A 14,281-nucleotide genomic window follows, 5' to 3' on the forward strand; every position below is an offset into this window, starting at 1 on the left:
TTAACTTCAGCCAGCATCAGAAACCAGCTCCAGCGTCAACCACCAGACTGCCAAACGCCACACTGTAAGACAACTCGCCCACAACGCTCCTCAATCAGACACAACGACTCCCCCTCAAATAATGAGGGGGTTGTGTGCTGGCGACGTGCTTACGCCATTACGTTGGGGCTGACTATATGGCTTTGGCCAATATCAGCCACAAAATGTCTTATTTCCGAAGGCCGAGGATATTGCGCACAAGATCGAACACACGTCTGAGCGTAAAACGCCCGGCAGGCCCGAATACAACCCCTGTCAGAGCTGCCATGGCCACAGACTGTTTAAGCTGCGCCAGCTTGCGATCACGACGGATGCGCGCTTCGATTGCAACGGGGTCCGGAATGGAGCGGGCCGCGAGAAGTCCGAAGATCACGACAAACAGAAGGTCCACGCCCATGACGCAGAGTGCGGAAGCGACATAACCCAGTCCAACCACATCAATAAAAAATGCCCACAGGAACCCGTGAAACGAGATTGCCGCGAACATCAGAAAAACTGCCGCGACAACACCGTAAGCGACTCTGCGGCCGATTCGCATGGCAGAGCGGGAAAGGATCTGTCCCTGTGCGGAGAGGACGTCCTGTCCGAGTTCAATGGGCTTCATGGGAAATCGTTTGCCTCTTTTTCAGGACGGAGCCGGACGCAATGCCGTCCGTCTCCTGCCTGGAAAGAACCGGGCTGTTACTTGGAGAAACGGCCGGCAAGGAAACCGACAACGGCCGAAATCAGGACGGCTGCAATCGGACGCGCCCGCACACGCGTCGAAACATTTTCAATTTCATGATCCGTGATTTTGCGGGCATTTGCAACGGCATGATCCGTGCGGTCCGCTGCGTCGAGCAGAGCGGGATTGATGCGGTTGTTCAGGAGTTCCTGCAACTGGGTCCGCAGACCGTCGATCTGAGCCTGCGTGGTTTCGGCTGCAACTTCAATGTTATCCTTGACGCTTTTACGGCTCATGTTCAAACCCCTTCTTCAGTATCAGGTCAGATCCGTTCTGGCTTGATTTTGTTTCGCTCATAACGATCCATTCTCCCAGAGGTTGCATGTCAGGCCTGTCAGGCGCTCCCCGCATGGCTCCCAAGCAGGGGAGCACTCGCCCCTCCCGCCCCAAAGCCGTCGTGCAGCCCGTGCTGGATATTATCGGCCTGCGTGCAGCCATCGATGCGCCGCCCGTCGATCTTTCGCTCCTGCCGGGCGCGACCCTGACTCTTTTCGGCAACCAGCCTACGGCCCTGTCGCGCCTTTTGGACGTACTGGCAGGATTCCTGCCCCATCTGGGCGGCACCATCATGGTCAATGGCGAAGATGTGACGTCTCGGCCGCCCCCAGAACGACGCATGCGGATCGTCAGCCCGCGGGACCCGCTTTTTCCGCATCTAGACCTGCGCGACAACATCGCCTTCAGCCTGCGTGCGAGCCGCAAAGGCAGACAGGAAGCCCGGGCTGCTGCCGGACGGATGATCTCGCTCTTGGGACTGGATGGTATTGCAGACCGGCGCCCGACAGAACTGGACGCGGAGCAGTCTCTGCGCGTCAAACTGGCGCGCGCCCTGATCGCTTCGCCTGACGTTCTGCTTCTGGATGACCCGCTTCATACGCTGAATCCTCATGCCGCACGCCGCATCCCGATTCTGCTGAGCACACTCTCCCGCGCCCTGAACCTCAGCATCATTCACGCCGTCTCACGTCGGGAAGATGCCCTGCGCTCCGGCCGGGCGATCGCAGTTTTCCACAATAACGCACTTTTGCAGTGCGCCGACGCTGCCCGCCTCTATGACCGTCCCGCCTGCGTGGAAGTCGCAACCCTTTTCGGTGAGACCAACACACTGACAGGACAGGTTCTGGACATCGGCGATGACGTGGCCCGCGTTCATCTGGCCTGCGGTGGCATCGTGGACGCCATGATTTCCGAAGACCTGAGCGAGGGGCAGGAATGTCTTGTCTGCGTTCGCCCGGACCGGATATCGCCCTTTTTCGGTCCCCAGAGCCTTGGCATGGACGACGACGGAGACACCCCCGTGCGGGGCGTGCTGACCGACAGCACCCATCTCGGCGACCATATCCGCATGCGCGTCCGCTGTGCGGAAGGGACGGAAATCGAGTTGCGCCGCCCCCCGCTTCAGGCCCAGAAAATCCCTACCTCTGGCACTCCCGTACAGCTTGCCTGGCCTGCTGCTCATGCGACGGCCTTTCCGCTGGGTGCCGGGATGTATTAAAGTGCGTCCGTTCTGTCCGAAAATAATCGGACGGCCTATTTCGGACACCTGAATTTTTCTGAGGATCCTCTCGTTCTGACCCGGCCCGCCTTCCCTTTGCGACATGTCTTTTGGACATCTGGTCGGATCTCCCGCAGGAGCCTCCAGCTTCGGACGTCTTTCTGCGCGCTGCTGATTCTGTCATCGCTGACCTCGGCAGTGCAGGCCGCTTCACCGCACCAAAGCAGCGGTATCGGCACGTTTCTGACGTCTGTCGGGCGCGACATCACATCCGTTTTTGTGCCTGCCCCGGCCTCGGCCCATGCACACCGACGCGCTCGTCACGTTCGCAAACCCGTCCATCGTCCTGAACCCGGCTTCGGCGTTCCCCAAGGAACAATAGCCGCGCATGCCCTGACTTCCGCTAACACTGCTCTGCCTCTGGTGGAATGGGACGGCAAGACAAGCACCCTCCAAACTGCGATGCAGGCAACAAAGCCCGCATGGATGGCCGTTCTCGTCACTGGGACGCAGCTGACTCAGGCCTGTGAGGGTAAATGGGTTCATCCGATAGATAACACATCAACCTGCGGCATTCCCGGAGGTGTGAGCGACGTTGCCCTGACCTGGGACCGCTCACGACTAACGACGGCCCCAAGCTGGCAGGACTTCTGGGATGTGGCCCGCCATCCGGGACGGAGGGGATTGCATTTTGGCGCCCGGACCACACTGGAAATCGCTCTACTGGCTGACGGCGTTGCGCCACAGAACATCTATGCGACGCTTTCGACACCAGCTGGCGTGGAGCGTGCGTTCCGCAGGCTGGATCTGCTACGCCCTTATATCGTGTGGTGGGAAACACCGGCCGATGCCGCCCGCATCATGGAACAGAGCGGTGCCCTTATGCTGAGTGCGCCCGCCACAGAAGTCACCAGCGTGAGTGCGCGCGCTCCGTCCGGCCCCGCGACATCACTGTTCGTTGCCGGGACACAGAATGTACTCCGCTCGCCCCTTTTCTGGGCCATTCCCATCAATGTTTCTGCCGAAAGCGCCCACCGGACTCTTGAGCAACTCAGGATGCACGCGCCTCATCTGGAGGACATGCCCACGCCCGTTCCTCCAGAAGCGGCTCCCACGTTCCTGACGGTCAGCGACACGTTCTGGTCCCTACATGGCGACGCGCTTGAACAGCAGTTCGCAGCACATTTCGTTCCCCGGACGCCCTGATGGCCCTCGCACTCCGCCTTAATCTTCCCTCGATCCTGACAGGGCTTTTGGGGGCCTGTGCGCTGATCGCACTCCTCATGCGGGTTCTGCCAGCTTCCGTTCTGCGTCGTCTGGGGTTGATCCTGCTGCTGCCCGGACCAGGGCTGGCCCTTGCGCTAGCCAGCCTTCATTCTGCTCCCGGATGGCTCGAAGGGCTGCTCATCGCCCCCGCAGTGGCCTTTCCCATCGGGGCAACCCTTCTGACTCTTCCTCCTGGTACAACCCGCGCCGCAATCGGTCTGGGCGCAGATCTGCCGACACGCCTGCGCCTGATCTGGTTTCCGCTTCTGTTACCGTCCGTTTTTCTTTCCTTTCTTCTTGCGACCGCTTTCTGCGTTGCCTGTGCCCTGCTGGACCATCCATGACGTCTCCCTCCGCGCCTTTCTGGCAAACCGTTCCTCTGGATCAGATGTCTTCCGAACAGTGGGAATCCCTCTGTGACGGCTGCGGTCGCTGCTGCCTCAACAAACTGCGCGACGAAGATACGGAAGAGGTGATTTACACAGACGTTGCCTGCCGCCTTCTCGACACCCATACCTGCCGTTGCACCGACTACGCGGACCGTCACCGCAAGGTCCCCGACTGCGTGACCCTGACCCCTGCCCTTCTGGCCGAAATCGACTGGCTTCCGCCCAGTTGTTCTTATCGCCTGCTGCGCGACGGATTTGATCTTCCCGACTGGCACCCGCTCCGCACGGGTAACGACAAAGGCGTCCACAGTTCACGCGCATCCGTTCAGGACCGTTGCATCAGCGAGCGTCGTGCAGGCCCTCTGGAAGACCATCTGGAAGACTGGCCCGGCGAATGGCCAGACCGCTCGCCGCTGTGTCAGGTGCTGAAACTCAAGGCCTGACACCCATGCTCCCCCCGACCGTTCCACTGATCTGGAAGCGTTCGGCACGGGCCAGACGCATCACCCTGCGGATCGAACCTGTCCGCGGCGAAGTCATTGTCACGCTTCCCCAGACTGTCACCAAAGACCGGGCATTGGCTTTCGTGCACCAACAGACGGAATGGATCGCAAGGGCCCTTGCGGCACTACCGGAAAAGCCCACACTGACAGAAGGCTCTCACGTCATGATTGATGGGAAACGCATTCCCATTCTCCATGAGCCCACAGCCAGACGCGGATGCTGGCTTGATGCAGACGGACTTCACGTTAGCGGAGATGCCTCGCACACGACGCGACGCGTCCGCGATTTTCTTCAGATCCTGGCAAAAGATTGCCTGACCGAAATACTCCAAACCCATTCCGCAAAAATGAACCTGCACCCCATCCGCCTCGACCTGCGCGAAGTCCGAACGCGCTGGGGCAGCTGTACAAAACAGGGCCGGATCATGCTCAGCTGGCGCCTGCTAATGGCGCCAGTTCCAATACAGAATTATGTTATCATTCACGAACTCTCGCACCTGAAACACTTCAACCATGGCCCTGATTTTTGGGCTCTGGTGGACAGTTTTATTCCAGAAGGACGCACTGGACGTCTTGCAGCGGAACGCTGGTTGAGAGAAAACGGTACAGCTCTCCTGCGCGCAGCATGAGAGCTGTGCGAGCTTGGCGGAATGGTAGACGCACGAGACTTAAAATCTCGAGTCCGCAAGGACGTGCGGGTTCGAGTCCCGCAGCTCGCACCACAGACTTCCCGGAAATGAACGGTTTTTCGGCCTGAATGGGGCAAAGACACTCTTTGCTCCACCGTCCTTCCCCACCAAAGGACGTCTCATGCTCCGTATTCGCGGCACCACTTATCACTTCCGCCGAATCGTACCCCCTGCCCTGCGCTCTGCACTAAAACAGCGGGAAATCTGGGTCTCTTTGAAAACAGGCTATCAGAACGAAGCCCGCAAACGGGCCTCTTTGCTGCATGCGAGAACGACCGAACTCTTTGATGAGACCTTTCGGGCTTTGGCTGAGGGACAGGACTGTCAGAGTATCCCGCACGTGCGGGACGCACTGAAGGACCTGCATCGCCTGGTCGAAGCCCCAATAGGCATTGAAGCGATGCCTTTGCCCGTCTCAAGACCGAGACTACGACCGCAGAACATGCGGAAAGCTTTGGCAGCCACTACTGCCTCCACTCCCAAACCCCAGCCCTTGCTCCTGTCCGAGGCTCTGACACGGTTTGTTCTGGAGAACCCACAAACCAGCGCCGATACCAAAAAAGCCACTCAGCGGGCTGTAGAGCTATTTCTGCAAGCCTTTGGTGATGCGTCTATTTCTATCATTGGCGGCGAAAAGGCTGGAGCCTTCCGGGATTTGCTCTTTTCCCTGCCTGCGTCCCTCGGAAAGCGGAAAAGCAGTCTCACACTCACAGAAGAAACAGAGTGTGCCAAAAGGGACGGACGCCCCACTCTGAGCGGCAAGAGCGTGAAAAACCACATGATGCGGCTCTCAGCCCTCTGGAACCAGTTACTGCAACGGGAACTGGTCACAAAGAATCCGTGGACCGGATGGAGTTTTGAAAATGGCTCCAAGACCATCCGCAGGGGCTGGAGCACTCAGGAGCTGCACACCCTGATGACAGGAGACTGGCCTCGTAGCTCTGTCTCTGAAAGCACATTCCGGCTCGTCACGATGATAGGAGCTTATTCAGGTCTGAGGCTGGGAGAAATCTGTCATCTGAGAACAGAAGACCTTCAAACGATTGACGGCATTCCGTGCTTTGTCATCCAGCCTCACACAGAAGACGGATGGTCGCCCAAAACAGACGCCGGAACCCGGATGGTCCCTATTCACTCCAAGCTCATTGAGGCAGGGTTTCTCACCCTGAAAGACACAGTAGACGGCCCGCACCTCATTCCCGGCCTCAACATGTCGAAGGACGGCGTTCGAGGGACAGTCTTCGGGCGGTCCTTCTCGACGATGAAAACGCGTCTCGGGCTACCGGCTGAAATTACGTTCCACTCGTTCCGACACAGCGTCTCCACGCAATTGCGAAACGCTTCAGCCGATATTCGGGAAATCTGGATTGATAGGCTTTTGGGACACGAAGCCACCCATAAAAGCCAAGGGACCTCGACCTATCTGAGCGGCATCACAACGGCCAACCTCAGACAAACCGTCGAAGCGATTTCCTATCCCAACGACATCTTCAGAAAAGGCTGGAGTTAAGCGGGAGCCAGCAGTGCTCAATGGCTACCCAAAGGGTCCCATCAAGCAACTGGCAAGGGGGAGAAACCTCCCCCGTTGACCCCCTGAAAGACTGGAAAATACACCATCTCTGATGGCCGCTGTCGCCTACATGCCAGACATGGAATCGGTTTTGACAGTTATCCGAAAGCCGCTACGCCCTAAACAGTTACTTATCGGCCGCATAACCTCTCAACCTATATCCAATCCTGTAAGAGACTTTATTCTGTCTTTAAGAACTGCCTTTGCAACGGCGGCGAGAACATCGAAGGAGGCGCTACCGGCTTTCTCTTTCGTTTTTTTCCAGATGCTATCGTCCCGAATGGCATCTAAGAACTCTTGCCCTTTCCACGACAGAGCTCGGAACGTGACTGCCGTCATCGCTCCGCTTCCCACATGCTCTAAAAAACCAGCTTCTTCAATTTTGGTGAGATGGAAGTAAATCTCATCAGATGTTCGACCTTCGACAGCAACCTCTTCAGAGTTTCCAGCGATAAGGAGAACATCGTGAGGCCCCTTCTCAATTCCTTCCAGCGTCAGAAGTAATTTGCGAACCAAATCCATATCGCGTCTCATTTCCGCCCCTCCGTTGACGCTCCACATTTGATGATTCTGACATTCCTTTGGCAGTGAGGAAATAATTAAAAATACCTGACCCACGTTCCGAAGCGGATGGTCTACAATCTTTCCCCTCAAACTGCCAAATCACCCAAACACATCTAATCATCACGGCATCGCCGATGTCACTTACTGGTCTGGGAATTACCGACGATTGGTTCAACCACAATGGGACGCCCGACTGCGACGCTCGGCTGGGGGGCTGACAATGCGGGTGCCAGCATGTTGATGGAAACGGTACGAGATGCAGCGTGGGCCGGCAGATGAGTAACCGCCGGCACGACGATGGACGATCGCGTCTTGTCTAGTACCGCCTGCGGACGGATCCCGAACCCGAGAAAGCCCGCGACGAGCAACAGCGACCCGCATAGAATTGCGTAAAAGAGGTCCATCTTGGCTGCTGACCGAATCATCTTATTCTCAGTGAAGTACAGTTTGAATGGGCTGTGCTCCTTAATCTTAGAGCCAAGGTCAACCTTGTAGCCGAGATCCTTGAGTGCCGTCTCCGCCTCTATACCAGCATAGACCGAGCCGTCGAGAAGTCGGTGATACCAAAGCCGGTCCATGAAATAGAAGGCAGCGAGCGGGAAGATTGCCGATACCACCACCAGCCCGGCGATGGATACTTCCAGCCCCAAGAGCTTAACAACACCAGCATCCTTTATCGCATAGCCGCCAAGGCCCAAGAAAGCGCCGGTGACGATCAACGCGAAATTGCGAATACGCAGCTCAAGATCGTTGAAGTGCTGCTGTACGTCGACGATCTTCTTCCAGATTTCAATCTGTCCAGCCCCGAGTGGTGGCACCGGGAGCAGCGTCGGCGGCATCTCTGGCGTTAGTGGAGATGTCGATGTGGGATCAGGAGCGGCCATTAGGATATCTCGAACAGTGGCAAGATCTGGGCGAAATTCTCGGTCAACACATGGCTCGGTATGACGCTGCCGGGCTTGAGTGCGGTGCGTTCTCGCTCCACCATCTCCGGCGTCCAGTGCGTGACTTTGCGCAATAGCTCATATTCGGGCTTGTGCTGGCTAGACCCGTAGGCGGCGTGGACATCGGTGATGCCGGCCTGCTGCGCCATGAAAACGTCCTTCAGAGGATTGTCGCCGACATATACCACTTCGTCGATCGAGACCCCGAGATCCCTGACTATATCGCGCAGGATATCGGGATTGGGTTTCACTTCGCCCTCTGGGGTATAGTGATGTACGGTGTATTTGAAGGCGTAGCTGCCGGCATCGTAGTGTCGTGTCGCCACGGTCTTCTCAGGAACGCTGTGATCCTCGGGCGAATACAGGACGTCAACCAAGCCATCGAGCCCAAGTTTGCGGAACCGATAGTTGGTGTAAAACGCCTTGGATTCGGTGAAAGCGGCGATTCGAACGCCCTTATGCTTCAACGCAGTGAGCGTGTCGGCAACGGTCGGATAGAGGGCGAGCACGCGACGGCGCGCCTCGCGAAAGGCATCAATCGCTGGCGCCATCACGGTCAGGATATCGTCGCCGTAGCGCGTGCGGAGCGACGGGAGTTCTTCGAGTAGGTGCGAATATTCGCTTGTGCCGTACTTCTGATGGATCACGCTGGTTTCTGCATAGAGCGTCTCGGGATCGACGCCGGATATGTCGAGCACCGTGCCCATCATAGCAGAGAAGGTCTGATACCAAAGATCCTGCCAATCAAGCAGGGTGTTATCGACATCGGTAATAAGAACGCGTTTTTGCACCAGCTTCGGTCTTTCTTTTCTGGCAGGAAAGACGGTGTCATCCGTGCTCTTGCTGCCGCCCCAATTTTAGGCGAGAGCGGCGCGCGCGACAAATAGAATGAAAGTTGCGATACCGATATGCCGTCTACCACCTTTCATCTTCAAGCGGGAACGCCGGATATCTCTGCCATCGCGTGTAGCGCAGCAACCATCATCCGCTGGATTCGCAGTCGATACTGCTCCGCAGCCAATTGAACCACCCACAAGGGGCACGATAGCGGCCGTTATACGCAGTTGAATGAACGGCAGGAAACCCGTCTGAGTGCTCCAAAGCGGTCAGATTTCAAAAAGGACAAAGGGGTCAACGGGGGAAGCATTCCCCCTTGCCTGCTGTTCAATGGGTAGCCATTGAGCACTGCTGGCTCTCTTTCTCTCTTTGAATTCTCTTATGTAAATGAGCCCTTACGCAACCTGATATCCGACCGCCCGCTGCGCAGGCGTAAAAAACAGGCGGACTTTCAATTCCGCTTCATGTTCACGGGCCTGCGCAAGGTCAAACGTGCTTTGCATCCGCATCAACGTCTCGGCCCGGACACCAAAGGCCTTCTCAAAACGAATGGCCATATCCGCCGAAAGGCTAGCCCGACCATTCAGCAATGCACTGATAGCCTGACGCGAAACACCGAAATGCTCAGCCACGTCGTTAACCCGGATATTATGCGGCTCAAGCAGTTCTGTCCGGATCCACTCCCCGACATGCACAGCCAGAGAAGAATGCATCTTAAGAGCCATGATAATCCTCCAATGTCATATCCAGAAGCGCACCGTCTTCACGAACTCTGAACGTCAGCCGCCAGTTTTTCGTAACTGTCATGGACCATGTTCCGGCCCTATCTCCCGTTAAAGGATGCAGTCCGTAATTCGGCGGCACAGACAGCTCTTCCAACGAACCAGCAGCGTCAATAAAAGCCAGCATCTTCCGTAAACGGTTGATATCGCCGACCAGACCTTTAGCATTTCCAGTTTCAAAGAAACGCCGGAGGCCTTTATGCGCGATACTCTCTATCTCCATAAGCGGAAGGTATGACTTTACATCCATAGTGTCAAGCAATGCTTTACATTGCGTATAACGGCTCTCTTTAAGGTAATCCTCTTGACTGCTCCACCGGGTTGCCCGCAGGTTATGCGGGATTACCAACCTTGAAGGACGGTAACGGCTGAAATTGTCGTTCGTTTTCAGAGGGTTGTCTGCTTGGTGCTTTGCAGAGCGTGAGGGTTCGAGTCCCGCAGCTCGCACCACATATAAGTCATTGAAAATAAAAGGCTTTTAGGGTTTTCAACAACCCGGAGCCCCCATTCTTCTACAAAGGGCTTCTACAAAACGAGCCCTGTTGTGCTGATTCGTCTGCAATCCGGTTTCCATTTCAGACGCGGGATTCCCGTTCGTTTTCGGCCTGCTCTGGGGAAACGGGAAATCTGGCACTCGCTGGAAACCCTCGACAGAAATCTTGCCAGAACCCGTGCCTGTGCCATGTATGGACTGACCTCTCAGCTTTTCGAGTGCATCAGTCTGGCCATGTCTTCATCGGAAGAAACATCCTCGCTCAACAAGGCGGTTGAGACCTTTCAGGAGGCTCTGGCCACATCTGACCTGCACCCTGTCCAGCAGGACCTGTTCCAGTCCATCGTCCAGACCTACGACAGTGAGATTCAGGCCCTGAAGGCTCGCTATAAAACCATGAATGCCGAGCACCTTCTGGCACGAATGGAAGACCATCAGCGGGTTTCCAGCGTTCTTGAAAAGATTGGTCCCGAAATCAACGCTCTGACCGACATCATTTACAAACTGGGCAAGGACAAAAGAAGCTCGGGCGAAGAAGCCCTGACAAAGCTGTCAGAGCAGGTTGCCGCACTGACACAGCTTGTCCAGCCGCCAGCGCCCAAACCCTCCCCTCTGTTCTCCGAAGCGTCCGAGACCTTCCTGAGCGTCAAGACCAAGAAGTCAAAACCCTCTGTCATCGCCGAACATCGCAACACCTACAGAAGATTTGTCGAAATCTGTGGAGACAGACCCATCCGCGACTACACGGGAGAAGACGCGGGCACGTTCAAGGACATGATGGAGCAACTTCCTGTCCATTATGGCAAGAACCGGAAGGACACGCGGACAGTTGCCGAACTGACAGCAGAGGCCAATCGGAAAAATCTGGAACGTATCTCCGGAAAGGCCAGCAAAAATCATTTCACTCGCCTTTCCGCTCTGTGGCGTCATTACGAACCCCTCGGCCTGATTGACCGTAATCCGTTTGTCGGGGGCTGGAAGTTTGACACTACCGCAAAAACACAGCGTATCCGCTGGTCAAACGATGACCTGAGAACGCTTATCGACACTCCATGGCCGTTCCAGACCATCAGTCAGGCCACCTTCGGTCTGATTGTAGGAATAGCGTCCTATACGGGAATGCGTGAGGAAGAAATCTGCCGTCTGCGTCCACAGGATATCGTACAGATTCAGGATGTCTGGTGCATTGTGGTGCAGGTCCACCGTGCTCATAAAGACGCTCCTTGGGAAGCATGGGACCCCAAGACTGAAGCCGGGGCTCGCATTGTTCCTCTATGCCAGCCACTTCTGGAGACCGGCCTCGTGGAAATGGCCCAACGCGCTAAAAACCAACGACGCCGATATCTGTTCAAGGAACTGAATTTCACGGGTATGGACAAGAAAAGGTCCGGGATTTTCCAGAGAAATTTCTCCTCTTTCAAATCACGGCTGGGCATCGGCCGGGAGAAGGTTTTTCATTCTTTCCGGCACAACGTCTCAACCAAACTCCGCAATATTCACGAACATGGCGACGGTGGACTTCGAGAGTCATGGATTGATGATTTTCTCGGACATGAAGGATTGAACAAGTCCGTTGGTAACATCGTCTATTTCGATGACGTGGATATCACGAACCTCAAACGTGTTGCGGATTCCATGTCATATCCTGAGTTCTGGGACCTGAAGAGACTGATGGGAAAGCAATAATCCCACTTCGAAACAAAACTGCATAACTGTCTGCTATACTTCCCTCTTGTGACTGGAAAACATCCCGGAGACCAGTCAGAAGAAGGAAGTACGACATGTTTCTACGACAGGACCATTATAGACCATTCTGCTTCTCTCCACGATTACACGGGGAAAGATGCAGGATGATGTGCAGTATGCAGAAATAGACCACTGGATAAGAACCACCAGACCCGATGTCTGGCGCAGGCTGTTACCCCTGCATGGGATTTACAAGAACGAAATTACCCGCAAGGTCGCAGAAAACTGCGAGTTCCTTGCATGTTTTGAAGAGACCGAACAGGTCGCCATGGAGGTCGTGGACTGGGTTGAAACCCTATCCGATGACCTTGTTTCCGGCTTTGACCTTCTCTCCCAGTCTTATGACGAACTGAAGCAGACCCAGCGAATCACAGGGCAGGTTCTCACACGCAAAGCCAACAGGCTACGCCGTAATCTCCGCAGGGTTCTGGAACTCTCCCCTGAACACGATAGGGTGCAGAAAACATTCAATGACGAAAAGCTGGCTGCCAGCAAATCGTTCATCGTGGTCCCTGACCGACAGAACCCGGACACTGGCCTGTCAGCGCATACGCTCCGTCAGTGGCAGCTCAGAAAACACTATGCTGTCACGCTGGCCATAGCCGACAGCCTGCATGATTTTGCTACCGGATTTCTTGGCTATCAGGGCCTGTTCCTGACCCTGACACTACCTGGCAAGTACCACACCTGTTCCTATGAAGAGGCCAAGGCAGAAATCGCCAGACGTTGGAAAACTGTCAGACGCAAGGCACGAGAGAAAGGTGTCCTCCTACTGGGCATGACAGCGCTTGAACTTCAGGATGACGAAACACCCCACTATCATATCCAGCTCTATGTCGACCCAGCACAGAGAGCATGGCTCGAAGAGCAGATACTCCAGGCCTTCCCGAACGAGATTGAACGACAGGCGGAAGCCATCAAGGACATCCGCGATGTGCTGTCTGTCTCTCTTTATCTCACGAAGGACTATGGAAAACCCGAGACCAGTCTGACCTTCATTGGCCTGACACGCGACATCCGAGCCCGTTACACGAGTATCTACGCAGGTAAGCGCTACGGCACCCTGTCCGATGCCAGGATTGCCACAGCTCACAGATTGATGAAGCGAAAAGCCTTTGGTGGAACAGCGCTGCTGCTGATGCGTGGATTTTCCGATGAAAGGTTGAACCGGATATCAGCCCGACATCCCGATTTCCATTATGTCCGCACAGGGATGCCAAGGGTTCTGACAGCTCTGGTGCATGTCATGCATTTCAGGACAGTGAAGAATTTCAATGCATCCCCTGTCAGCCAGACCTCCATGGTCAGACAGAAGGTTTCAGCAGGGAAAACAGGGGTTCAGTCTCTCTTTGTTCCAACTTGTTTAAATGACTACCAAGAAGGTGTCCCGGCTTCAGCCTGTGGATGGGAGCGGCTTCAGTCCAGAGGGCAGCCTCCTCCTTTCCAGGGCTGAAAGTGAATCCCTGACAGCCCCCACCGACCAGACCCGGATTGGCGCAAAACCCAGAGAAATCCCCAAGAGGCGCGAAATCCTCCCTGAACCGGAACGTGTCTGTCAGAGCTGTCTCACCCGTTCCCTGCACAGAGTGGTGTCATAATCCTCCTCAGAAATGAGGACCAACCATGAAAACGGAGACATTACATATCCGGGTGAAACCGGAAGAACGGGAGAGACTAAAAACCACAGCAGGAACACGCAGACTGTCTGTCTGGTGCAGGAAAGTCCTGCTGAACGAACTGGCAGGAGGGGCTTCGATTGCAGAGGAGCTTCTGGCCTTACGTCGTGAGCTGTCTGCCATCGGGAACAACCTGAACCAGATAGCCAGACGACTGAATACAGGGGAGCAGGTCGATATCGCTGCCCTACCTTTGGTGATTGATGACATCAAGGTCCGCATCAATCGTGCGCTGAGGCGGGTGCGATGATACTCAAGAGCAATCCCATCAGAACCTCATCCGGGTCAGGAGCCATTTTCCACCATCTTGTGGAGAAAACGGACGAGAACGAGCACATCCTCTTGTGGAAAGGCAGACGTCAGGATGTCGATGACTGCATGGCTGATGCAGCCGCCTTTCATCGTGTGAACGCAGTCCAGCACTTCCAGATATCGTCCAAGGAGAAGCTGACAGACGAACAGTTTGCCGACTGCATCACCATGCTCGCCAGAGAGTTCGGATTTCAGGCCTCGGATGTCTGTCTTGCCGTCATCCACACCAAAACCCGCCACGATGGCAAAGCA

General features: G+C 55.6%; 17 protein-coding genes and 1 tRNA gene. 10 read left to right on the forward strand and 8 right to left on the reverse strand.

Annotation, left to right across the window (positions count from 1 at the left end; all coding sequences use genetic code 11):
- Window positions 1–208 precede the first annotated feature (208 nt).
- Window positions 209–643 carry a hypothetical protein gene (locus HKD21_RS13760; protein WP_194256181.1) on the reverse strand — a complete coding sequence of 145 codons (435 nt, stop codon included), beginning with the start codon at window positions 641–643 and terminating at the stop codon, window positions 209–211.
- A gap of 77 nt (window positions 644–720) precedes the next feature.
- The gene (locus tag HKD21_RS13765; RefSeq protein WP_099287712.1) at window positions 721–999 is read right to left on the reverse strand and encodes a hypothetical protein; all 279 of its coding nucleotides are present in this window, start codon (window positions 997–999) and stop codon (window positions 721–723) included.
- 86 nt (window positions 1,000–1,085) lie between these two features.
- On the opposite strand from HKD21_RS13765, the gene HKD21_RS13770 reads away from it, so the two are divergent.
- From HKD21_RS13770 to HKD21_RS13800, 7 genes are all read left to right on the forward strand, one after another.
- Window positions 1,086–2,258, forward strand: coding sequence for an ABC transporter ATP-binding protein (locus tag HKD21_RS13770; protein ID WP_194256182.1), 1,173 nt, complete (start codon window positions 1,086–1,088; stop codon window positions 2,256–2,258).
- A gap of 198 nt (window positions 2,259–2,456) precedes the next feature.
- Window positions 2,457–3,464: an extracellular solute-binding protein gene (locus HKD21_RS13775; RefSeq protein WP_322782941.1), complete on the forward strand. Its 1,008-nt coding sequence runs from the start codon at window positions 2,457–2,459 to the stop codon at window positions 3,462–3,464.
- Entirely contained in the window at window positions 3,464–3,868 is a 405-nt protein-coding gene (locus HKD21_RS13780) for a hypothetical protein (RefSeq protein WP_228121512.1), read from the forward strand. Before HKD21_RS13775 ends, HKD21_RS13780 begins: the two co-directional genes overlap by 1 nt.
- The gene (locus HKD21_RS13785) at window positions 3,865–4,356 is read left to right on the forward strand and encodes a YcgN family cysteine cluster protein (protein ID WP_194256183.1); all 492 of its coding nucleotides are present in this window, start codon (window positions 3,865–3,867) and stop codon (window positions 4,354–4,356) included. The genes HKD21_RS13780 and HKD21_RS13785 overlap by 4 nt, the downstream gene beginning before the upstream one ends.
- Window positions 4,308–5,045, forward strand: a complete 738-nt coding sequence (locus tag HKD21_RS13790) for a M48 family metallopeptidase (RefSeq protein ID WP_228121513.1) — start codon at window positions 4,308–4,310, stop codon at window positions 5,043–5,045. The genes HKD21_RS13785 and HKD21_RS13790 overlap by 49 nt, the downstream gene beginning before the upstream one ends.
- 7 nt (window positions 5,046–5,052) lie before the next feature.
- Window positions 5,053–5,138: transfer RNA gene (locus tag HKD21_RS13795), tRNA-Leu, on the forward strand.
- An 88-nt stretch (window positions 5,139–5,226) separates the two neighbouring features.
- Window positions 5,227–6,615: a DUF6538 domain-containing protein gene (locus tag HKD21_RS13800; RefSeq protein ID WP_194256184.1), complete on the forward strand. Its 1,389-nt coding sequence runs from the start codon at window positions 5,227–5,229 to the stop codon at window positions 6,613–6,615.
- A gap of 210 nt (window positions 6,616–6,825) precedes the next feature.
- On the opposite strand, the gene HKD21_RS13805 is transcribed toward HKD21_RS13800, so the two are convergent.
- The 5 genes from HKD21_RS13805 to HKD21_RS13825 form a co-directional block, all read right to left on the reverse strand.
- Window positions 6,826–7,209, reverse strand: coding sequence for a DUF2513 domain-containing protein (locus HKD21_RS13805; protein WP_194256185.1), 384 nt, complete (start codon window positions 7,207–7,209; stop codon window positions 6,826–6,828).
- 167 nt (window positions 7,210–7,376) lie between these two features.
- The gene (locus HKD21_RS13810; RefSeq protein ID WP_194256186.1) at window positions 7,377–8,078 is read right to left on the reverse strand and encodes a hypothetical protein; all 702 of its coding nucleotides are present in this window, start codon (window positions 8,076–8,078) and stop codon (window positions 7,377–7,379) included.
- 44 nt (window positions 8,079–8,122) lie between these two features.
- A complete protein-coding gene (locus tag HKD21_RS13815; RefSeq protein WP_322782942.1) occupies window positions 8,123–8,974 on the reverse strand; it encodes an HAD family hydrolase in 852 nt (283 codons plus the stop codon).
- A 441-nt stretch (window positions 8,975–9,415) separates the two neighbouring features.
- On the reverse strand, window positions 9,416–9,745 hold the full coding sequence (locus tag HKD21_RS13820) for a HigA family addiction module antitoxin (protein ID WP_194256187.1): 330 nt from the start codon (window positions 9,743–9,745) through the stop codon (window positions 9,416–9,418).
- Window positions 9,735–10,052, reverse strand: a complete 318-nt coding sequence (locus HKD21_RS13825) for a type II toxin-antitoxin system RelE/ParE family toxin (RefSeq protein WP_322782943.1) — start codon at window positions 10,050–10,052, stop codon at window positions 9,735–9,737. Before HKD21_RS13825 ends, HKD21_RS13820 begins: the two co-directional genes overlap by 11 nt.
- 294 nt (window positions 10,053–10,346) lie before the next feature.
- Here HKD21_RS13825 and HKD21_RS13830 point away from each other — a divergent pair, with 294 nt between their 5' ends.
- The 3 genes from HKD21_RS13830 to HKD21_RS13840 all read left to right on the forward strand — a co-directional run bounded on the left by HKD21_RS13830 (window position 10,347) and on the right by HKD21_RS13840 (window position 13,967).
- Window positions 10,347–11,981, forward strand: coding sequence for a tyrosine-type recombinase/integrase (locus tag HKD21_RS13830; protein WP_194256188.1), 1,635 nt, complete (start codon window positions 10,347–10,349; stop codon window positions 11,979–11,981).
- A 157-nt stretch (window positions 11,982–12,138) separates the two neighbouring features.
- Complete coding sequence (locus HKD21_RS13835; RefSeq protein ID WP_228121514.1) at window positions 12,139–13,494, forward strand: replication endonuclease; 1,356 nt, start codon at window positions 12,139–12,141, stop codon at window positions 13,492–13,494.
- Between the two features lie 170 nt (window positions 13,495–13,664).
- On the forward strand, window positions 13,665–13,967 hold the full coding sequence (locus HKD21_RS13840) for a MobC family plasmid mobilization relaxosome protein (RefSeq protein ID WP_194256189.1): 303 nt from the start codon (window positions 13,665–13,667) through the stop codon (window positions 13,965–13,967).
- A 35-nt stretch (window positions 13,968–14,002) separates the two neighbouring features.
- On the opposite strand, the gene HKD21_RS13845 is transcribed toward HKD21_RS13840, so the two are convergent.
- Window positions 14,003–14,281 (reverse strand): hypothetical protein (locus HKD21_RS13845; protein WP_194256190.1); only part of this gene is annotated, 279 nt, incomplete at its 5' end.

Origin of the sequence: Gluconobacter cerevisiae (genome assembly GCF_015244675.1) — a bacterium.
GTDB classification, from domain to species: Bacteria; Pseudomonadota; Alphaproteobacteria; order Acetobacterales; family Acetobacteraceae; genus Gluconobacter; species Gluconobacter cerevisiae.

Excerpts from the sequence above, each read along its gene's own strand:
- HKD21_RS13760 (WP_194256181.1), bottom strand. The coding sequence starts at position 643 with ATGAAGCCCATTGAACTCGGACAGGACGTCCTCTCCGCACAGGGACAG.
- HKD21_RS13765 (WP_099287712.1), bottom strand. The coding sequence starts at position 999 with ATGAGCCGTAAAAGCGTCAAGGATAACATTGAAGTTGCAGCCGAAACC.
- HKD21_RS13770 (WP_194256182.1), top strand. The coding sequence starts at position 1,086 with ATGTCAGGCCTGTCAGGCGCTCCCCGCATGGCTCCCAAGCAGGGGAGC.
- HKD21_RS13780 (WP_228121512.1), top strand. The coding sequence starts at position 3,464 with ATGGCCCTCGCACTCCGCCTTAATCTTCCCTCGATCCTGACAGGGCTT.
- HKD21_RS13785 (WP_194256183.1), top strand. The coding sequence starts at position 3,865 with ATGACGTCTCCCTCCGCGCCTTTCTGGCAAACCGTTCCTCTGGATCAG.
- HKD21_RS13790 (WP_228121513.1), top strand. The coding sequence starts at position 4,308 with ATGGCCAGACCGCTCGCCGCTGTGTCAGGTGCTGAAACTCAAGGCCTG.
- HKD21_RS13800 (WP_194256184.1), top strand. The coding sequence starts at position 5,227 with ATGCTCCGTATTCGCGGCACCACTTATCACTTCCGCCGAATCGTACCC.
- HKD21_RS13805 (WP_194256185.1), bottom strand. The coding sequence starts at position 7,209 with ATGAGACGCGATATGGATTTGGTTCGCAAATTACTTCTGACGCTGGAA.
- HKD21_RS13810 (WP_194256186.1), bottom strand. The coding sequence starts at position 8,078 with ATGCCGCCGACGCTGCTCCCGGTGCCACCACTCGGGGCTGGACAGATT.
- HKD21_RS13820 (WP_194256187.1), bottom strand. The coding sequence starts at position 9,745 with ATGGCTCTTAAGATGCATTCTTCTCTGGCTGTGCATGTCGGGGAGTGG.
- HKD21_RS13825 (WP_322782943.1), bottom strand. The coding sequence starts at position 10,052 with ATGGATGTAAAGTCATACCTTCCGCTTATGGAGATAGAGAGTATCGCG.
- HKD21_RS13835 (WP_228121514.1), top strand. The coding sequence starts at position 12,139 with ATGCAGGATGATGTGCAGTATGCAGAAATAGACCACTGGATAAGAACC.
- HKD21_RS13840 (WP_194256189.1), top strand. The coding sequence starts at position 13,665 with ATGAAAACGGAGACATTACATATCCGGGTGAAACCGGAAGAACGGGAG.